Below are 20,806 nucleotides of genomic sequence, written 5' to 3' on the forward strand. Positions count from 1 at the left end.
AATATTATAGAAATGAAAACAGTATATAAAACCCATATTATCCCCCTACTATTGTTCAGCTTCCTTTTTATTGGATGCGATGAACTGGTAGACGGTATTAATGAAAATCCCAATAATTTCACCTTGGAAGAGTTGGACCCTGGCCTATTTTTGAACGGTGCCGAATTGAACCTTATCGATATCCTATTGGATGACTACAATAGAATGGCGGGGTACTGGTCGGGACAGCTTATCGGTTTTGACCAAACGGAATTGGAACGCTATAGTTACAATGTAACGTTCACGGACTTTGATTGGGACGGGTACCAAGAAGTTTTGACCCCGGTAAGGGAGATCAGGGAGCGGACACCGGACAATAATCGCTATCAGGGCATTACAAGGGTGCTTGAAGCACAACTAGTTGGAAATTATGCCTCCATGTACGGGAACATTCCCTACTCAAACGCGTTATTGGAAATTTCCAACCCGGAATTCGATGGCCAGGCCGATGTTTTCGAATCCTTGCAGGCCCTCTTGGACGTTGCCGTGAGCAGCCTGTCCAATGTTACCCCACAGGATGTGGTGTTGGAGGATTTCCTTTTCAATGGCGATGCCAACAAGTGGCTGCAATCCGCATGGACCTTAAAAGCCAGATTTTATATGCTTACCCGGCAATATGACCTGGCCTACGCAGCGGCACAAAACGGGATATCCTCGCAGGAAAATAGCATGACATTCATCCCCTTGGACCTGGAAGATGTAACGAGCACTAAAAATAAATTTTGGATTTTGCTCAATAACACGCCCAGCGTAGGAACGGGAAACAGCTACCTGATCCAATTATTGGATCCCAGTAGTGGCATTTCCAGGAATAATAGCAAGACGGAGGAAACCGCCAGATTGCAGTACTATACGATCAATGAGGCGGACCCGGACGGTAATCTGGGCATTGCCAATGAACTGGAGCCCCAACCGCTGATCACCTATCAAGAGAACCTTTTGATTCTTGCCGAGGCCGGTGCCCGTAGCCAAGGCTTCAACGTTGGTCTGGACCATTTAAATACCTGGCGGGCCCAATTGGCCACAGGCGATTTTTTCAATGCCAGTGTGGAGGGCCAACCTATCCTATATGATGCCTATACGACCACGGATTTTGGCCCTGGTGGCATCGAGAACGCTGATAATATCGATTCGGATACTGCACTATTGCGTGAAATTGTAGAGGAGCGGTATATCACGGGCTTTACGACTTTTATGCCGTTCGACGATGCGCGGCGGCTAAGGACGGAGGGCGAAATTGGCATTCCTTTTCCAAACAATACATCTACGGTACCGGGAAGGGTAGAACGGTTTCTATATCCCGAGGACGAGGTATTGGCCAACACAAGCGTTCCCGAGGAACCGGGTCTTTTCGTTCCAAATCCCATTAATCAATAATTAATATCAATTTTTTAAAATTTAAATCGATGAAAAAGCAAATGAGAAATTTTATGCTATTAGTGCTGGCCTTTGGTGCCGTAACCTTTGTGAACGCCCAAGAGAAATCCTCGGAGTTCGAAGTATTGGGCAATTGCAACGGCTGCAAAAAACGGATCGAAAAAGCGGCCAATGCGGTTGCGGGCGTTTCCAAGGCAACCTGGAACAAGGATACAAAAATCATTGACGTAGCCTATAATTCGGATGAAACCTCGCTGGAAGACATATCCAAGGCCATAAACAAAGTGGGCCATGATACCAAGTTCGGCAAAGCTAGCGACAGCGCCTATGATGCCCTGCCCGGGTGTTGTCAATACGATCGGGAAGCACCTGACAATAGTGAGGCTTCCAAAGAAGATACCGTGGCCTCCTTTAGCTTTTTGGTTTCGGGAAATTGTGGCATGTGTAAAAAAAGAATCGAGAAAGCGGCCAAAACTGTCCCGGGCGTTGTCAATGCCATATGGGACAAGGAGAGCAAAATCATCAGTGTCGATGTCTCGGATAAGGCCGTTGCGAAAAATGTAGTTTCCAAGGCCATTGCCGGAGTCGGTCACGATACGGAGTTCGATAAAGCGGAGGCATCGGTTTATGGCGATTTACCGGGCTGCTGCCAATACGATAGAGTACAATAAATCTTCGGACCTTGGACTGTCCGCTTAATTGAAGATCCCATATCATGGGTTTAAGAGCAAGAACTTTCATTGGTTTTGATTATTTGAGTTAGTCTGTTAGTCAACGTTGGAGTTCAATTAAGTAAGGACAGTCCTTCTTTTAGCAAAAATGATAACTAAACAAAAAGAAACACTGGAATCCTATTTTAAGGATTTTAGAAGGAATACCATTGGGGTAGATACCCGGATAGATACTCCGTTGGGAAGAAAACCTTTGGTCTATGCCGACTGGATAGCCAGTGGCAGATTATATGGGCCTATAGAAGATATCATGCGCGGGAGAATAGGGCCGATGGTCGGGAACACCCATTCGGAGACCAGCTATACCGGTAAATTGATGACAGGTCTATACGAAACGGCCAAAACCGAGATCAAGAAACATGTGAACGCCTCCGAGGAAGATGCCATCATTACCACGGATACGGGGATGACGGGCGTCCTGTGCAAATTTCAGCGTATTCTTGGATTAAAGGTTCCGGAAAGGCTGGAAAAAGCATTTGAAATCCCGGAAAGCGAACGGCCGGTCATTTTTTTGACCCATATGGAGCACCACTCCAATCAGACCACTTGGCTGGAGACCATTGCCGATGTTGTCGTTTTAGAACCTTCGGAAAACCTTTTCGTGGATGCCAATGTACTCAAGGAAGAGTTAAAAAAATATAAGGACAGAAAGCTAAAAATAGGTTCTTTCACGGCATGTTCGAACGTAACGGGAGTGAGTGCACCCTACTATGAACTGGCCGAAATCATGCATGAACACGGCGGTTTTTGTTTTGTGGATTTTGCGGCTTCTGCACCTTATGTGGAAATCGATATGCATCCCGAAAAAGAATCACGACGATTGGATGCCATCTTCTTTTCGCCCCATAAATTCTTGGGCGGGCCTGGAAGCTCGGGGGTATTGGTATTCAATAAAAAACTGTACAAAAACCGTATTCCCGATAATCCGGGCGGCGGCACGGTCACTTGGACGGACCCTTGGGGCGGCCATAATTTCTTTGAGAGCGTAGAGGCCCGTGAAGATGGGGGTACCCCAGGATTTTTACAGACGATCAGAACCGCATTGGCGATTCGGCTAAAGGAGAAGATGGACGTCGAAAAAATACGGCGACGTGAAAACGAATTGGTACGCAGGTGCTTTGAAGAACTGCCCAAGATCAAAGGGCTACGGGTATTGGCCAAAGAGGTGCGGTACCGTCTCGGTGTTTTTTCTTTTTACGTAGAGCATCTTCACTACAATTTGGTGGTAAAATTGTTGAACGACCATTTTGGCATACAGGTACGGGGCGGCTGTTCGTGTGCCGGAACTTACGGTCATCTGCTGTTGGAAGTTTCCAAGGAGCAGTCCCGAAATATTACAAACCGAATAGATCAGGGCGACCTTACCGAAAAACCGGGGTGGGTACGTCTCTCGCTTCACCCTACCATGACAGATTCGGAACTTGACTATATACTGGGCGCCATTAAAGAAGTTGCGGACAATGGAAAAGAAATGAGCACGCAATATGTGTACAAAACAGAGAACAATGCCTTTTATCACCATTCCGAAAAACTGGACAAAGAGGAACTTGGCCATTGGTTCAATATCTAAAACCTATCATATTTCAAAAATCTACATCCATATGAACCCATTAAAAAAAATAAAGTTTACGATCTGTTTCTTTGCCATTTTTCCGCTTTACACGGTTTGTGCGCAGGAAACTTTTCCAAAAAACGATGTTGCGGACGAAAGAGTAAACGCGGTGGCCCTGACCCATGCCACCATAACCATAGACCCGTTCACTATACTTGAGGATGCCACATTATTGCTGCACGATGGCAGGGTCGAGTCCGTTTCAAAGAACTCTGATGTTCCGAAGGGCTATAGGGAAATGGACCTGGCAGGGCATTATATCTATCCTTCATTTATTGAGATGTTCAGTAATTATGGACAACCGAAGGTGACAAAACCGCCAAGGGGCAATCCATATGTGAAGAGGGAGCAGGTACAATCGAAAACCAAAGGGGCCTATAACCCCAATGAGGCGATCAAGTCATTTTACAATAGTGCGGACTATTTTTTTATCGATGACAAGGAAGCTGCTAAAATGAGAGGCCAGGGATTTGGAACGGCTTCCATCTTTAGGCCCGACGGTATTGCCAGGGGCACGGCCGCCTTGGTCACATTGGGCAAGGGTACCGAAAACAATATGGTCATAAGTCCGGTGGTGGCGTCCCATTATTCCTTTGACAAAGGCAGTTCCACTCAAGATTATCCGATATCCCCCATGGGTTCCATAGCGCTATTACGGCAAACATTTTATGATAGCCAGTGGTACGCCCTTCAAACCAAAAGACCCTTTACAGACCTATCCTTGAACGCTTTGATTGCCAATAGGGAATTGCCCCAAATATTTGAGGCCGACGGATGGTTGACCGCCCTTAGAGCGGATAGGATGGGCAAAGAAATTGGGCTGGATTTCATTATCAAGGGCGGAGGGGATGAATATCAGCGAATCCAAGAAATCAAACAAATGAATGCCCCATTGATCGTACCGCTGAATTTCCCTCTCCCGTTTGACGTTTCAGATCCCTTTATCACGCAAAAAATTGCGCTGGATGACCTAAAACACTGGGAATTGGCACCCACCAACCCAGCCCAACTGGAACAAAATGGCATCACATTCGCGATCACCTCCCATCCGGCGGATAATCTTGGTGGGTTTCTTGCTAATTTAAGAAAGTCCGTAACCTACGGTCTGAGCAAGGAACAGGCCCTATCCAGTCTAACATCGGTACCGGCCAAGTTATTAGGGATAGATGACATCGTGGGGACTTTGAAAAAGGGGCAGCTGGCAAATTTCCTTGTTGCCGACGGTGATATATTCCATGAGAATACCATACTGTTGGAAAATTGGGTCAAGGGCGAGCGGCATATCGTCAACAAACCTCCCGCTACGGCAATTTTAGGGGCATATCACCTGGAAGTTGGAAATATAACCGCCGAGCTGGAAATCAAAATCAAAAATTCCAAGCAAGTAGCTTCCGTCCTATTGCCCAATGGAAACGAACATAAAGTCTCCGTTAAATTGAACGGAGATATGATATTTCTTGAATTTGAGACGGACAATGAAAACAAGTATACTTTGGCGGGGTGGACCGATCCCAGTGCAGCTGATTTTACCATTAAAGGTGAGGGGACCATCGATTTTAAAGATAGCGTGTTTTGGAAGGCGGTTCGGGAAAAAGAGAGCGATTCCAAGGGCAGCGCGGTCAAAAAAAGACCTTCCGGTAAGTTGACGGCCACTTTAGGGGAAACAATATTTCCTTTTATGGCCTACGGAACCACGGACAAGATACGTCCACAATCCGTACTGATCACAAATGCGACGGTTTGGACCAACGAAGAAGAGGGCATTCTTGAAAACACCGATGTGTTGATACAGGACGGGAAGATCGTTCGTATTGGAAAGAACATAGAGGCCGGAAACGCGAGGATAATCGAAGGTGCTGGAAAGCATCTTACGCCCGGAATTATTGATGAGCATTCCCATATCGCGATTAGCGCAGTCAATGAGATCGCCGCCAATTCCAGTATGGTAAGAATGGGGGATGTCATCAATTCCGAAGACATAAGCATATATAGGGCCTTGGCCGGAGGCGTTGTTGCCGCGCATATTTTACACGGCTCTTCCGACCCTATAGGGGGACAGTCCGCGCTGATCAAACTCAAATGGGGAGAAGACCCGGAAACACTTAAGATCGAAGGGGCCGCACCTTTTATAAAATTTGCGCTGGGCGAAAATCCAAAACGTTCAAAAAGTGCACCTTCGATACGTTTTCCAAGGAGCCTTATGGGCCTTGAGCAATTTTACACCAATGCATTCTCTGAGGCCCTGGACTACAAGAAAGGCTGGGACGGCTACAATCAGCTGGACAAGAGGAAAAGAAAGAGCACTCCAATGCCGAGGACGGATCTGGTCAAACAGGCCATGCTGGAGATTGTTGAGGGCAGGCGCTATATTTCCTGCCATTCCTACCAGGAAAAGGAAATGTTGATGTTAATGGACGTTGCCAAGCGTTTTGGTTTTACCATAAATACATTTACGCATGCCCTGGAAGGGTATCGCATAGCGGACAAGCTGGTCGAACATGGGATTGGAGGAAGTACTTTTTCCGATAAATGGAACTTTAAATGGGAAACTCGAAATGCCATTCCCTACAATGCGACCATAATGAACAATGAAGGGGTTGTCACTGCGATCAATTCGGACAGTAGGGAAACTATCAGGCACCTGAACCATGAGGCGGCAAAATCCATTAAGTATGGGAATATGGCCCCTGAGGAAGCTCTCAAGCTCATTACACTGAACCCGGCCAAACTATTACGGTTGGACGAAACCATGGGGAGTATCAAAGTTGGCAAATCCGCTGATGTGGTATTATGGTCAGCTCCCCCTATGTCGATTTATGCAAAACCGGAAAAAACCATTATTGAAGGGGCCATTTATTTTGATCTGGAACGGGACAAAATTCTTAGGGAAGAAAATGTCAGGGAAAGAGCCCGAATTATCCAATTGATGCAAGGTGACAAAACCAGGAAAACAGCGGAACGTAAAATATCACCCATAAAACCCGAATTCCATTGCGAATCTTTGGGTATGGAGCAATAAAATATCTACTATGAGAAAAGTCAATACTATAAGTCTTAGCCTTTGTGCAATTTTTTTGTTCTATGTTCCCGGCGTACTATGGGGCCAGCTATCACCTAAACCGGCCGGTTTGCAATCAGAACCTATTCTGTTGTCCGGCGGGACCATTCATACCGGCACGGGCGAGGTAATCACGAAAGGTTTGTTGGGTTTTAAGGAAGGTAGGATCACCTATCTAGGGAATATGGAAGCAAAGGGGTCGGACTTTGATGAATATCGGATTATCGATATCACCGGCCAACATATTTATCCCGGCCTTATTTTACCGAACTCATTGATTGGGATCGAGGAAATCAGTGCAGTGCCACATTCCAATGACAAACTGGAGCAGGGAGATATCAATCCTAGTATAAAAACGGTCTTTGCCTTCGACACAGGTTCTTCACATATCCCCACATTGAGGTTCAATGGGATTCTAATGGTAGAGTCCATACGCTCTGGCGGAACTATCTCAGGGACGTCCACGGTGATGGAGTTGGACGGATGGAACTGGATGGAAGCGGTCCATAAAAATGAAGCTGCGATCCATTTACGTTGGCCCTCCGCATTTTCAAGCTCCTACGATACGGCCACCAAGACCTCACGAATAAAGAAAAGCACATCCTATGATTCCAAAACACGGGAGTTGGAAGACCTTTTTGTGGCAGCCCGTACCTATAACATAGGGTATAAACAACCGACAAACTTGAAACTGGCGTCCCTGCAGGGACTTTTTGATGGAAGTAAAACCTTGGTGGTCCATGCGAGCGAACCCAAGGAAATAATAGAAAGCATTTTATTCGCGCAAACCCATAAGGTTGATCGGATAGCACTTGTTACTTCCTATTCAGCTTTTATGGTGAGGGATTTTATAAGGGAGAATAATATTCCGGTAATCCTACCGCCTACCTATGCCTACCCCAGAAGGGCGGACATGGCGTACGATGCCCATTACAAGTTACCTTTTTTGCTCACCAAAGAGGGCATTACAGTAGCCTTGAGCCATACCGGCATGTTATCTACTTCCAGAAATTTGCCATTCTATGCGGGTATGGCGGCCGCTTTCGGTCTGGAAAAAGAGGAGGCCCTTAAATTGGTAACGCTGAATCCTGCGAAAATTCTTGGTATCGATGCACGGGTCGGTTCCCTTATGGTTGGCAAGGACGCGACTTTGTTCGTATCAAGGGGCGATGCATTGGATGTACAGACCAATTCCCTCTCCCTGGCATTCATACGGGGAAAAAACATCATATTGGACGGACCACATCAGGAGAACTTCAAACGCTATTCGGAAAAGTTCGGACATGGTGAATGACCCGTTTCAGAGAATTGAGCAGGCGATCATTGATTTTAGTAACTGGATATGGGACCTGCCTTTATTGATCTTATTGGTAGGGGGTGGCTTGTACTTTTTGATATACTCCAGATTATTGCCGTTCAAACATTTCTTGCACGCCGTTTCGGTTGTCCGGGGGAAATACGACAATAAGTCGAATATCGGTCAAATCAGCGCTTTTAGGGCACTATCCACAGCATTGTCCTCTACCCTGGGGATGGGCAATATATCCGGGGTGGCCATCGCAATTTCCATGGGAGGGCCAGGTGCGCTGTTTTGGATGTGGATGAGCGCGTTGATCGGCATGGCGACCAAATATTATACATGTTCTTTGTCCATAATGTATCGGGGCAGTGATGATTCCGGTATTGCGCAGGGAGGTCCGATGTATGTAATCATGGAGGGCTTGGGAAAAAGGTGGAAACCCCTCGCGGTCTTTTTTTCCATTGCCGGTCTTTTCGGTTCGTTGCCCATTTTTACAGCTAATCAGCTTACCCAAGTCCTGAACGATGTTCTATTGCCAAGTTTGAGCTACCGGGCATCCACAAAATCTTCGGTAATAATCGGAGCGGTAATTAGTGTCCTTGTTTCAATCGTTGTGTTCGGAGGCATCCGGCGAATAGCAAACTACGCCAGTAAACTGGTTCCTTTTATGGTGTGTTTATATTTTTTGGCGGTATCTTATATTTTGGTGGTACACCACGTCAATATCATTCCGGCATTTGAACAGGTCATATCGGATGCAATGACCGGCAATGCCGTTTTAGGAGGAAGTCTGGGAGCGATTATCATTGTTGGTGTGCGAAGAGCGGCATTTTCCAATGAGGCGGGCATTGGTACGGCTCCCATGGCCCATGGCGCATCTAGAAACATGGAACCGGTCAGGGAAGGGCTTGTGGCAATGCTAGGCCCTTTTATCGATACTATTGTAGTTTGTACCTTGACGGCAATTGCAATTTTGGTGACCAATAGTTGGCAAGATCCGAATATTGGTGGGGTAACGGTCACCTTAAATGCATTTGTCAAGACCATGCCTGGATACGGAGCATTCTTGTTGGTGTTCATCGTGGCCATTTTTGCATTGACCTCCCTGTTTACTTACTCATATTACGGGACCAAGTGCATAGGCTTTCTTTTCGGTACGCGATACAAGAAAATCTATAATTACATTTATATCATAAGTATAATCATAGCGGCAATTTCCTCCATGTCCGGAATTGTTGGCCTTATCGATATAAGCTTTGCCTTAATGTCAATACCTACCATGGTATCCGCCATTATCCTATCTCCAAAGGTGAACAGGGCTACGCACGACTATTTCAATAAACTATCAATAAAAACCACTGCTGTTTAAAACGATTACCATGAAAAAGACCATACTTCTTTTGTATCTAATGACCCTCGCTCCCATTACCGCCCAAAATGAAAAATTTCAGGGACAGCCACCCATTGAAATTGTGCCCACAACCTCAAAACCCGTACAGAAACAATGGAAGGGGAGCTTTACGTACGATAGTGCCAACATTACTTTTTCCAATAATTTCGAAGGAGCTAGACTTAACGGTATTATAAAGAACAACGACAGTACCTATACCGCCTTGATAACTTCTGAAAATACACCGATAAATACCAGTCCCTGGTATGCCTTTAAGATATGGGCCAAAGAAAAAAGAACGATCAACGTCATATTGACCTATCAAGCATCGGCGAAACACCGGTATTATCCCAAATTAAGTTTCGATGGCCTAAGGTGGTCGCCACTTGACTCCATCCAATATACGGAGTTTGAAAAAGGGGACAAAAACTTTGGGCCAGGTTCACTCCCTGTAAAAATAAGCATGAAATTAGAGGTGGGCAGGGACACGTTATGGATTGCCGGACAGGAACTGCACACTTCAAGCCATGTTGGTCGTTGGATGGATAGCCTATCACAAAAGCCCTTTGTTTCAAGAAAAAGCATGGGCAAAAGTCGGGAAGGCAGGCTTCTGGATTTACTCACCATAGGAAATCCAAAATCAAAAAATATGCTCATGGTCATTTCTAGGCAACATCCTCCAGAGGTTACAGGCTACCTTGCCATGAAATCATTTATCGAAACAATGGCATCGGATGCTAAATTGGCTCGTAGGTTTAGAAAAAAGTTTACTACTTATGTGGTGCCCTTAATGAATCCGGACGGGGTTGATAACGGACATTGGAGACATAATGCCGGGGGAGTGGATTTAAACAGGGACTGGGCAAATTTTAACCACCCGGAAACTCGGGCGGTAAAAAAATTCATGGAGGAAAAGGTGGTGCGGACCAATGGAAAATTTTATTTTGGTATCGACTTTCATTCCACATGGGACGATATCTATTATACCGTTGATCCTAAATTAAAAGGAAATATGCCAGATCTGGTGCCCACATGGCTCGATGCCATCAAGGAAGAAGTCGATGGCTACGACCCCAATGTTAGGCCCAGTGATAGGATGCATCCTACCACGGTTTCACGCAATTACTTTTTCGTGGAACATGGGGCCGAGGCCCTGGTTTTTGAAATCGGGGACAACACCCCAAGAGAGTTTCTTAGGGAAAAAGGGCGGATAAGTGCCAATGTATTGATGGAATTAATGCTTGAACGTTTAAAGTAACCCTATGGAAAAATCTCTTCAAAATTCAAACACCACCTTATCTATACAATTACCCAGGTATAGGACATTCTTTCAGATTGGTATCCTTCTGGTATCGTTTTTTTCGTCAAACACGGTAGTGGCACAACAAGAAATTGTAGCTAAGGCCATCGAAGTTTCCGGGACCGCGAAATTAAAAAATGCAGAAGCCTCCTTTTCCTTTCGTGACCACAATTACAAATACAGAAAAAACAACGGACGGTTTGAATACACGAGAACCGGCAAGAAGTTGGACGGCACCGAGATAAGGGATATCTATACCAATGCAGGCTTGAACCGTTATGTGGCGGATACCTTGGTGAACCTAACGGAAAAGAGAAAAAACGCCTATACCAATTCGGTCAATTCGGTAATTTATTTTGCGTTTCTACCACTATGGCTCAATGACCCAGCGGTCATCATTGAGAATATGGGAAGATCGAGTATCAAGAACAAAGAATACCATAAGATTCGGGTTACTTTCAGGCAAGAAGGGGGCGGGGACGATTTTGAGGACGTTTTCCTGTACTGGTTCGATGTCTCAGATTACAGCATGGACTACCTCGCCTATAAGTACTTTACGGGCAAGGGGGGAATGCGGTTCCGCGAAGCCTATAACCAACGCATGATCAATGGGGTCCTCATTCAGGACTATCGAAATCTAAAACCTAGAATCAAGGGAAGCTTTCCCTTCGAGGAAATTGAGAAAGCATATGAAAAAGATGAACTCGAAAAACTTTCCACTATTGAACTAAAAAACGTGAAAATAGAATTTATACCCTAAAATAAATTGCCGTCCAAGTTGGGCTGGGTCATTGACCGGAATGTATTTCTTACTAAAAAACAACGGGTTCTACTCAAAGACACGAAGTAGGTCCCCAGTCAATTCGGTCTGGAATATTTTCAAGGGATTACTTGTAATGCTGTTCAATGGTTTACCGCTTTGGTCAAAACGTGCTCCGTGTGTGGAACAATTATAGATTCCCCCATCTTGTGCCACAAAACGGACTTCCTCGGTCTGTTGGTGACTGCACACCTGACTGGCGGCCACAAAGTTTCCTTCCAAATTTTTCACCACGACCACATATTCCTTAAGAATAAAATCGCCATTGTTTTCCAAACCGGTACCTTCAGCCGAACTTAGGTCTATTGTAAAATCCACTCCGGTAGGTATGGGCCTCATGTCCTCTGGAGCTACATCTCCGTTGCCATCTTTTGAACAACCATGAACGCATGGGAAGACGATAGCGAATGCTGCCCCTGCCCCTAAACTCCTCAAAAATTCTTTTCTTTTCACAACAAAGATATCTGCATACTTCCAACGGATTTTTCTTGAAAATCGTATACGCATAATAAATATTGGCGTTCGCCCAACGAAATGGCATAGCAGTAAATGGTAAATTAAAACATACAATTTTAGTCAATCTATTGGCCCGAAACTTTGCCCTACAAAGCGTTCTTTTTATGGGACATATTACTATCGATCGACTTGTTTAGAATTAACATTATATAAATTTGGCAGACTTCGTTTAAATGGAAAGCTAAAGATTTAGCTCTAATTCCGTATTGTTTTTATACTTTGTTGGCTAGTGTCATTTGTTATCTTTAAAATTAAGTTGATATGAATAATTCTCTTTCCAACTTTTAATATTTTCAAAGCTCTCCAGTTCCCACATATTGGAATAAGATAGTTTTATTTCTTTGTCATAATCTGCGTCCAAAGTATTGCTCGAACAGTTAAACATAGATAAATTTCCAATTAATTCATTGTTGCTTAACTTTCCAGAAAATGAAAAAACATAAGTATCAGATTGTTGCCAATCTTTATATGCTTTGCTTCCTTTTGTCCAAATCTCAATATTCAAGATGTCATTAGATCGTTTCCCGTTAACTATGGCACCACTTCTAGTTGGCTCCGCACCTCCTTCATAAAGGTTGAAAAACCCCAGTATTTGTCCGTTTAATTCCCAGAGACTTAATGTATAACCATAAGTGCTATCTCCTGTATTATTAAGGTTTTCATAGAGGCCGATCAATTCTACACGAGATTTATTAGAACTATTACTACCTAGTGTTTCTAAAGAAAACTTACAGGTTGTATTTTCAGATTTAGTCGTTTTTTGTTCTTTTTGAACAAAGCTTTTCTTAGTTTCTTTGTTGTCAGTATTTGATTTGCACTGATTTGATGTCAGTAATGAAATTATAGATAAGAGAAATAATAATATATTTTTCATAGTTTTTAGTGATAGCTAACTGTCTTGGTCAAAATTTCCTTGTGGAATCATCCGTTAATAAATGCTTTTATCTTGGTGTGACACTAAATAACAACGAATTATAGCCATAGTTGGGTAGCGTTTTTATTTCTTTTTTATTCCTTTAATCGTATCTGTAATAAATTCATCTGGCAAATAATGTCCAGATTCATAAAATTTCAATGTCTTGTCTTTTATAGTTATTTTATCAAAAAAATCTTGAGCTTCTCCTTTAGTATACCAACCATCTTTTGTTCCCATAAGTAGGGTAATAGGTGCTTTTTGTAGCATCGCATAATTTTTTGGTGATAGTAACTCCAAGCTTTTTGCACTATCTTCATTCATTCCTATCCTTTTGGATCCTTTTTGAGTATCCAAAGGTGCAACACAGACAACTACACGATTCAATCTTTCATCAACCGAATTCAAGAGAATAGCCATCTGTCCGCCCATACTATACCCTATGACATCAAAAATTTGTGGTTTTGAGGTTGATTTGCTTTCTATATAGTCAATTATGATTCGAATATCTTTGACAGATGATGTATATAAATTATATACTTTTTGAAGATCTTGTAATGAAAAAAATGTTAGAGGCGAAGCAAAATTTCCTTGATAGCTTCTTTCTCCGTGGTATTTAGCATCCGGGATTATTACTGAATATCCTAATGTTAATAGTGAATCTTTGAGTTTTACATATTTTTCGGACAGACTGGTTGTAGGATTAACCCAATTGTCTTTGTTCCCAGTTATACCGTGAAGAAGTATAACATATTTACCCTCCTTTTGTTCTTTTGGTTTTATGTTGTAAAATGGAATTTTGGAATCGAATCCATCTATTACTATTTTTTCGAAAGTATTACCATTATCATCGGTATTACTTCCAACAATTTTGTCATTGAATTCTAGGTTTGGGAAATAACCTAAATCAGCGGTTATTTCTTGGGCTGAAATAATAGTACTGATGAGAATTAGCGCAAATGCTATTATTAATGGTCTAAATTTTCTCATTTTTATGCCAAAAAAACCGACTCCTCCTAAAACCAGTATCATTACTAGAATCTTTTTTCTTGTTTTCATTTTATTTATTTTTAGTCGTTTTTTTATTTTTTGCTAATGGACTTTGTGTATGGCGAGTGGGGCATCGCCCCACGGGAGCCATCATATCGCCCCATTCGTTATGGACTTGGTCGGTGGCTGTACTTTTGCTGCCATGACTTTGTTAAAGATAGAAAAACCTGAGATAGCGCTGCGATGATGTTGCATATCCCTTGGTGCGTGAATCGAAGTACGAGGTGTAGCAACTAGGGTCGCCATAGGCGAATGCAACATCATCGTATTTGTATAAGATTAGTTGCGTGCTTAAGGACCTAATTTAACAAATACAAACCGAATAAAAAATCCGCGAGAATTTTCGTAAATAGGCTTGTACTAACAATTAATTTTATAAGTTGTTGGCATTAGTTTTCTATTAAATTAATCATCTCTTTAGCCACTAAAGCTGAGGATGGTAAAAACATTGTTGACACTATTCTGTTGTCTATTATCACATCATGTTTATCATTCAAATCATTTTTATTTTGATAAATAGCACCATTTTCTCTTAATTGGGTTTCCAAAAAGAATGGTAATAAAGTTCCCTCTTTTGCCCAAGTTTTAGTTATCTCGGTTGAATTTGGAAAACCTGTTACTTTTTTCCCATTAACCATATATTTATCATTACTTAATTTAACATTGGCGAAAGCACCCGGCCCATGTCCACAACCGCCTACTATGCCATCATTTTCATATATTTTTGCTATAATCGATAGTAGTTCTTTGTTTTCGGCCACGTCAAATAATGGGCCATAACCACCTCCAATAAAAACAGCCTTATACTTTTTAAAATCGACTTGCTCAGGAGTAAGTGAATTTTCGGCTTTCTCCATGAAATTTTCATATTTTATTGTGTAACTACTTATTCCAAGTGGATCCATTGAGAAAGGAACTTTTTCGCCAGTTGGTGATACAAAATCTACTTCATAGCCGTGAGAAATAAAAATATGATATGGCGGAGCAACTTCCCAAAGATTGTTACCAGCAAAGTGTTTTTCGGGATCATTCATATCCTCAGTATTTGAGACAATAATTAATATTCTTCCCTTTCCAATTGTTTCATTTTTACAGGAAATAAAAATTACTAATGTCAGTAATGTTAAAAGTGTGTTTTTCATTTTTTGATTAATTGAATTTTTTATAAGACAATAATTAGTGAAGAATGTTACAGTCATCCAATTAATGCCAATGGGCTTTGTTTATGGCGTGTGAGAGGTGCCTCACGTGAGCCATCATTACGCCCCATCCGTTATAAGTGTAGTCGATTGCTGTGCCTTTTGCCACAGGTCTTATAAAAATGGAAAAACTACAGTAGGATATGAGGTGTGATGTACAAAGCCCATCGATGGGTCTTATATATGGCTCCTAGCGTGCAAAATAGCAATTACTTTTCGGTTGAGTACGAGCCGAATTTTATAATTTTCTTATTACCTTTTTTATCAATAAGCCAAATTGAAAAATTTGGCGGGCTTGCAAATATGCCTTAACTGCGATTAAGCAACTAATTAGCTATGAGTTACATACGTTGTTGTAAAACGCTTTTCTTTCACTTTATTATTTAAATTTCGTATTTTGAGTTAATTCCGATTTGGAACATTTTTGCTTTATTTCAAGTCTTCAATTGCAAACATTCCATCAGCAGGCGCGTTTTCCCCTTGATAAAAAAAACTTACTTTTAACGAATCACCTTTTTTTGTCCACGTTCCAGTATAGGTTTTTTTCCGCAAGAGAGTAGTCGAAAATTGACATATATTTTTTTCAAGAAACAACCATTCACTATCGTAAACTTTGTGATTCTGCTTTTTATAATAAATTGTGTCTAAAGTTCGTATTTCCGATTTCGATAAATTTAGATTCAACATTCTTGAGCAAGAGCTCAATACAGTTAATATTATTGAAATCAGAAGTATTTTTATTATAGAATTCACTTTTCTCAAATGTTTTACAATGACGCAGCCGCCTGCACGTTCGAGTCCATGTGGAGCGTAACGGAACATTGACTCGAACGGTCTTGTGTATGATTTCGTTGCGTGTTTCAGCAACTGATTGAGCAAATACAAACCGAATAGAAAATCCGCGAGGATTTTCGTAAGTAGGCTAGTACTAGCAATGAATTATACACGGCTTAGACACTTTTGTTTTCAGGATGGCAATCTTTTTGCAATAAACTTCATTTGCCCTCGATGATTAGACTCATGCTCGCAGACATGAAACCATTTACAGTAATTATTGGTGGGACCCCATGGCCAATCCTGATCAATTTCCATAAGCCACTTATCTCCTCTTTTGGCAAATTCCTTTTTTGTATACTCTCTTACTTCTTTAAGTTTTTCTAGGTAGTAGCCAACTTCATTTCCAATTATTTGTTCTCTTCCAAGCTTCCCAAGTCCTGAGGGAATATCCCATTCAGCCTTAATGTCCTCACTCCATGTTCCCCATTCAAGACCATCAAAAGTATGTAGTTGATAATACTTCTCTGTTGCAGCTAAATGTAATAACATTGCTCCAATAGAATTTGATTGTTCATCGATTTGAAAGTCAAGTTGCTCAACTGTTAAATTTTTCACACTGTTTATAACCCAAGCTCTCATCATGTTCATAGTGGAAAGTAGGGTTCCAACTTGTGGGTCATACCCGTCCATTGGCCCAATAATATATAGACTATCTTCGGTTTGACTGGGTAATTCATTGGCAATTCCAGCGAATGGAATAGAAACTAATCCGCAAGTTAAAAGTGCAGAGCTTTTCAAGAAATTTCTTCTGTTATTGTTTTCTGATTGATTCTTCATATTAGTATTTAGTTTAGGTTGTATTAATTGTGTCTAATGGGCTTTGTATATGGCGTCGTGTGGCGTGCCTCACGGGGCGGCCATGATCACGCCTCATGTGCTATATACTGAGTTGATGGCTGTGCCTTTTGCTCGTTGCGAGGTATAAATATAGGGAAAATGTAATTTTGGGTGAGGCTTGATCTACAAAGCCCATTGACGGGGATGAGCAAAAGGGGAGCGCAAGGATTGCGTGGTTTTGCGGGCCCAAGGGGACATTGCCGTCAACTACTTGGATATATGGAAGATTCCATATAACCTTATTGATTTCCTATAAAAATAATACTTTTTGAGTATAAATTAATATATACACGGTATTATGTCAGTTCCTGATTTTGTGAGAATATTAGAGGTTAAAAGGTATAGTTAAAATACTATTGATGGTTATGCGTCTATTATCAAATTGGCTAGACTTTTTTTCAAAAATCCCTGAACAACATAGATGAAACAGAACTTAAAAAGTATTTTCTACATGTCGCATACCAAAAACGTATCATAATTCTTACATTAAAAGTAAATATGACAATTGTCATGCTTTTGTTTGATCATTTGTTTTACTTTTGGACCGTTGGCCAGTTCTATGGTTTATAAACCACTGTAATTAAAGCATTTACAGGGTTTAAAAAATTAACGGCCGAGTGTCAGACTTAAACAATTTTTTGCTAACTTTTAGGGATGAAGGTTTTTTTTCACAAAATAGTGTCCTATATTTTGACTTTTGCGGTTCTTTTCGCCACTTCTTCTTTTAGTGCGGATATGCACTTCTGTTGCGATAAATTGGTGGATATGGCAGTCTTCGGAAAGGCAAAACCATGTGATGAAAAAGTTAAAAAGACCGAAAGGCCCTCAAAGGAATGTTCCCTTGGGCAAAAGGACTGTTGCAACAATGTAAAGTTCTCAAAAACCGGAGTGGACGATATCAAGAAAGTGACCTCCGAGCTGACCTCAGAGAATTACATTTTCCTACATACCTTCTTTTATACCTATATCAATGGCTTTGAAGGGCTTGAAAAGAATGTCGTTCCCTTTTTGCACTACGATCCTCCTTTGATATCGAAGGATATACAGGTACTTCACGAGACATTTTTGATTTGAATTCCTCTTCTGCAGGATATATCCTTTATCCTGTACCCATTTTGGCCAATAACCCAACATTGGCTAAAAATTGTCGTGCTCCTTTCTAAGCACTGCTCAGTTACATGATCTATAAAATTGTGGGTCATGCATGATCAACGGGTTTAAGTAACTCCAACATAAATTTCATAGCTATATGAAACCACAGAAAGTATTCTGGATAAAGAATATGGTCTGCAAGCGCTGTTTGAAAGTCATCAAGCAGGAGCTTGAGGAAATCCATGTCGATATCCTTTCCCTGGAACTGGGAAAGTTAACGGTACATTTTGACACCGATTCAGGTAAGGAAATCGATAAGAAAATAACGGAAATTCTGCACACCAACGGATTCGAGATCACCAAGAGTGAGGACGAAATGCTGGTGGAAAGAATAAAACTCATTTTGATAGAGCTCATAATGGAGCTGCCAATGGATATAAGGATAAATACATCCGATCATTTGGCGGCCCTTCTACATCGAGATTATAAGTATTTGAGCAGGGTTTTCTCCAAGAATGAGGATACGACCATAGAAAAGTACTTTATCAAATTAAAGGTGGAAAAAGCCAAGGAGCTGATACAGTTACAGCAGCACACTTTTTCGGATATCGCCTACTTATTGGATTATAGCAGTGTGAACCATTTGTCAAGACAGTTTAAGAACATAACGGGTCTTAGTATGACTGATTATAAAAACAGTCAGATATGGGAAAGGAATTTCCTTGACGAAATTATATAGATAACAAAGAAAATTGTGCAGATAGGAGCAAAATGGAACAAATACTTTTAACATAAACACCTAATTCATCAATAAAATGAAAATAAATAGAAAATTATCGGGAATCAAACTATTAGGGCTGATATGCTTTCTAATGGTCGGCTTCAATGGCCACGCTCAGGAGAAATGGAAAGCTCCCGCAAGTGCGGATAAAATCATGAACCCATTAAAAAGCGATGCGAACGCCGCTGCCAAGGGAAAAAGGACCTACAAAATGCTATGTGTGATTTGCCATGGCGCCAAGGGCAAAGGCGATGGCATGGGTGGTTCCGGGTTGACCCCGAAACCTACCGATTTGACCAATTCGGATATTCAGGCACAGACCGATGGAGCCCTTTTCTGGAAATTAACAGAGGGACGCGCCCCAATGGCTTCCTATAAGACCGCATTGCCAGAAAATAAAAGATGGGAACTTATTAATTACATCAGAACTCTAAAAAAATGAAAAAACTACTAGTATTTACGACCTTATTAGTGTTAGGTAGTTCCATTTATGGCCAGACCTATAACACATTTGAACCGAGCAAGACCCAATTTATGCTCCGGGGTTACGGACATACGGGGTTTGAGTATATGGACTCGGGAGACGAAACAGAATCTACATTCTTAGGTTCCGCCTTTGCCCCAATCTTTCTGTACAAACATTCGGATAGACTCATGTTCGAAGCTGAACTGGAATTTGTACTGGAGAGCAATGAACTGGAAATAGGCCTCGAATATGCCGATGTCATGTACGTGCTCAATAAGAATATGACCGTTAGGGCAGGAAAATTTCTTTTGCCCTTTGGCACTTTTATGGAAAGGCTGCATCCCGCATGGATCAACCGTTTGCCGAACGCCCCTTTAGGCTACGGACATGACGGGATCGCACCTTCTTCCGGAATTGGAGTGGAATTGAGGGGAGCCTTTGATTTGGGCGGGCCCAAGCTTAACTATTCAGTGTATTCTACCAATGGGCCACGTATCAAAGACGGTAGCGAAGAACCCGAGGAAGCGGGCATTTTGCAGTTTGCGAACTACGAGGATACCAATTTGGCCAAGGCCTACGGAGGTCGGATCGGGTTGTTGCCCTTTTCCGATTCCTCTACGGAAATAGGATTTTCCGCTTACTCTACCAGCGGCACGGGAGAAGAGGATTCAGAATTCGAGGATATCGGTGCATTCTTATACGCCCTGGATTTTTCTTTGGTGAAACAAATACCGGGATTGAGCGGCATAGTGGATGTAAAGGCGCAATACAACAGTTCCAACGTGGATACCGCCACATTTATCGAGATGCACGAAGATGGTGATGAAGAAGAATACTCTTTTGACAATCAAAGCAATTCGTTTTACGCTCAATTGAGCTATAGACCGACCATGGCCAACAGTGACTTTGTGAAAAAATTGGAGTTTGTTGGAAGGTATTCGGATTTCAATGCACCTGAAGGAGCTGAGTGGGAAGAGAAATCAACCCAATATGCCTTTGGTCTTAACTACTGGCTGAGCTGGCGCTCGGTGGTCAAGCTCAGTTATCAGACCACGGAAACCGAAGGGGGTCACGATGGTGACGGAATTACAAATACCGATGGACTATTTCTGCATTGGGCCATAGGATTTTAGTTAAATCATAAAATACTTGAGATATGAAAACAGTATACAAATTAATAATCGCCTTGGTCATATTGGCCACGACAGGTTTAACGGTAGTGGCTTGTTCTTCTACCAAAGGAACCTATTCGGATGTACCGGCAACTGCGGATGCGGTGGCCGAGGAGGAGTTTAAAATGGAAAAATCAGGAGCTCAGCTTTGGGGAGAGACCTGTAACCGTTGTCATATAGCCCCTTCGCCGGCGGATTATAACGACACCGATTGGGAGACCATTAGCCTTCACATGAGGGTCAGGGCAAACCTGACCGAAAAAGAAAGCATGAAAATCGAAGAGTTTCTCAAATCGGCAAACTAGGACATTCAGAA

Annotated in this window: 18 protein-coding genes; 13 read left to right on the forward strand and 5 right to left on the reverse strand. The window is 42.1% G+C overall.

Annotation, left to right across the window (positions count from 1 at the left end; all coding sequences use genetic code 11):
* Positions 1 to 12 precede the first annotated feature (12 nt).
* The 8 genes from CRO15_RS15650 to CRO15_RS15685 all read left to right on the forward strand — a co-directional run bounded on the left by CRO15_RS15650 (position 13) and on the right by CRO15_RS15685 (position 11,567).
* Positions 13 to 1,416, forward strand: a complete 1,404-nt coding sequence (locus CRO15_RS15650; RefSeq protein WP_097046799.1) for a SusD/RagB family nutrient-binding outer membrane lipoprotein — start codon at positions 13 to 15, stop codon at positions 1,414 to 1,416.
* A 29-nt stretch (positions 1,417 to 1,445) separates the two neighbouring features.
* Positions 1,446 to 2,087 carry a heavy-metal-associated domain-containing protein gene (locus tag CRO15_RS19885; protein ID WP_207763923.1) on the forward strand — a complete coding sequence of 214 codons (642 nt, stop codon included), beginning with the start codon at positions 1,446 to 1,448 and terminating at the stop codon, positions 2,085 to 2,087.
* A 148-nt stretch (positions 2,088 to 2,235) separates the two neighbouring features.
* A complete protein-coding gene (locus tag CRO15_RS15660; protein WP_097046800.1) occupies positions 2,236 to 3,717 on the forward strand; it encodes an aminotransferase class V-fold PLP-dependent enzyme in 1,482 nt (493 codons plus the stop codon).
* Positions 3,653 to 6,778, forward strand: coding sequence for an amidohydrolase family protein (locus CRO15_RS15665; protein ID WP_165769977.1), 3,126 nt, complete (start codon positions 3,653 to 3,655; stop codon positions 6,776 to 6,778). The genes CRO15_RS15660 and CRO15_RS15665 overlap by 65 nt, the downstream gene beginning before the upstream one ends.
* Before the next feature lie 10 nt (positions 6,779 to 6,788).
* Positions 6,789 to 8,111, forward strand: a complete 1,323-nt coding sequence (locus CRO15_RS15670; RefSeq protein ID WP_097046802.1) for an amidohydrolase family protein — start codon at positions 6,789 to 6,791, stop codon at positions 8,109 to 8,111.
* Positions 8,101 to 9,486 carry an alanine/glycine:cation symporter family protein gene (locus CRO15_RS15675; protein ID WP_207763925.1) on the forward strand — a complete coding sequence of 462 codons (1,386 nt, stop codon included), beginning with the start codon at positions 8,101 to 8,103 and terminating at the stop codon, positions 9,484 to 9,486. The genes CRO15_RS15670 and CRO15_RS15675 overlap by 11 nt, the downstream gene beginning before the upstream one ends.
* Before the next feature lie 10 nt (positions 9,487 to 9,496).
* On the forward strand, positions 9,497 to 10,765 hold the full coding sequence (locus tag CRO15_RS15680) for a M14 family metallopeptidase (protein WP_097046803.1): 1,269 nt from the start codon (positions 9,497 to 9,499) through the stop codon (positions 10,763 to 10,765).
* Between the two features lie 4 nt (positions 10,766 to 10,769).
* Positions 10,770 to 11,567: a DUF6503 family protein gene (locus CRO15_RS15685; RefSeq protein WP_097046804.1), complete on the forward strand. Its 798-nt coding sequence runs from the start codon at positions 10,770 to 10,772 to the stop codon at positions 11,565 to 11,567.
* A 69-nt stretch (positions 11,568 to 11,636) separates the two neighbouring features.
* Here CRO15_RS15685 and CRO15_RS15690 read toward each other — a convergent pair whose 3' ends face one another.
* The 5 genes from CRO15_RS15690 to CRO15_RS15715 all read right to left on the reverse strand — a co-directional run bounded on the left by CRO15_RS15690 (position 11,637) and on the right by CRO15_RS15715 (position 16,919).
* Positions 11,637 to 12,134: a QcrA and Rieske domain-containing protein gene (locus CRO15_RS15690; RefSeq protein WP_243396990.1), complete on the reverse strand. Its 498-nt coding sequence runs from the start codon at positions 12,132 to 12,134 to the stop codon at positions 11,637 to 11,639.
* Positions 12,135 to 12,375: 241 nt separating this feature from the next.
* The gene (locus tag CRO15_RS15695) at positions 12,376 to 13,017 is read right to left on the reverse strand and encodes a hypothetical protein (protein WP_097046805.1); all 642 of its coding nucleotides are present in this window, start codon (positions 13,015 to 13,017) and stop codon (positions 12,376 to 12,378) included.
* A 123-nt stretch (positions 13,018 to 13,140) separates the two neighbouring features.
* Positions 13,141 to 14,115, reverse strand: coding sequence for an alpha/beta hydrolase family protein (locus tag CRO15_RS15700; RefSeq protein ID WP_097046806.1), 975 nt, complete (start codon positions 14,113 to 14,115; stop codon positions 13,141 to 13,143).
* 380 nt (positions 14,116 to 14,495) lie between these two features.
* Positions 14,496 to 15,248 carry a type 1 glutamine amidotransferase domain-containing protein gene (locus tag CRO15_RS15705; protein WP_097046807.1) on the reverse strand — a complete coding sequence of 251 codons (753 nt, stop codon included), beginning with the start codon at positions 15,246 to 15,248 and terminating at the stop codon, positions 14,496 to 14,498.
* A gap of 1,023 nt (positions 15,249 to 16,271) precedes the next feature.
* Positions 16,272 to 16,919 (reverse strand): DinB family protein, encoded by a 648-nt coding sequence (locus CRO15_RS15715; RefSeq protein ID WP_097046809.1) that lies wholly within the window; start codon positions 16,917 to 16,919, stop codon positions 16,272 to 16,274.
* Positions 16,920 to 17,633: 714 nt separating this feature from the next.
* Here CRO15_RS15715 and CRO15_RS15720 point away from each other — a divergent pair.
* The 5 genes from CRO15_RS15720 (at position 17,634) to CRO15_RS15740 (ending at position 20,795) form a co-directional block, all read left to right on the forward strand.
* Positions 17,634 to 18,053, forward strand: coding sequence for an HYC_CC_PP family protein (locus CRO15_RS15720; protein WP_097046810.1), 420 nt, complete (start codon positions 17,634 to 17,636; stop codon positions 18,051 to 18,053).
* A gap of 175 nt (positions 18,054 to 18,228) precedes the next feature.
* The gene (locus CRO15_RS15725) at positions 18,229 to 18,810 is read left to right on the forward strand and encodes a helix-turn-helix domain-containing protein (protein ID WP_097046811.1); all 582 of its coding nucleotides are present in this window, start codon (positions 18,229 to 18,231) and stop codon (positions 18,808 to 18,810) included.
* A gap of 76 nt (positions 18,811 to 18,886) precedes the next feature.
* Positions 18,887 to 19,294 carry a c-type cytochrome gene (locus CRO15_RS15730; protein WP_097046812.1) on the forward strand — a complete coding sequence of 136 codons (408 nt, stop codon included), beginning with the start codon at positions 18,887 to 18,889 and terminating at the stop codon, positions 19,292 to 19,294.
* On the forward strand, positions 19,291 to 20,451 hold the full coding sequence (locus CRO15_RS15735) for a hypothetical protein (protein ID WP_097046813.1): 1,161 nt from the start codon (positions 19,291 to 19,293) through the stop codon (positions 20,449 to 20,451). The genes CRO15_RS15730 and CRO15_RS15735 overlap by 4 nt, the downstream gene beginning before the upstream one ends.
* Before the next feature lie 23 nt (positions 20,452 to 20,474).
* Positions 20,475 to 20,795 (forward strand): hypothetical protein, encoded by a 321-nt coding sequence (locus CRO15_RS15740; protein WP_097046814.1) that lies wholly within the window; start codon positions 20,475 to 20,477, stop codon positions 20,793 to 20,795.
* Positions 20,796 to 20,806: the final 11 nt, after the last annotated feature.

It is taken from the genome of Flagellimonas pacifica (assembly GCF_900215465.1).
GTDB classification, from domain to species: Bacteria; Bacteroidota; Bacteroidia; order Flavobacteriales; family Flavobacteriaceae; genus Flagellimonas; species Flagellimonas pacifica.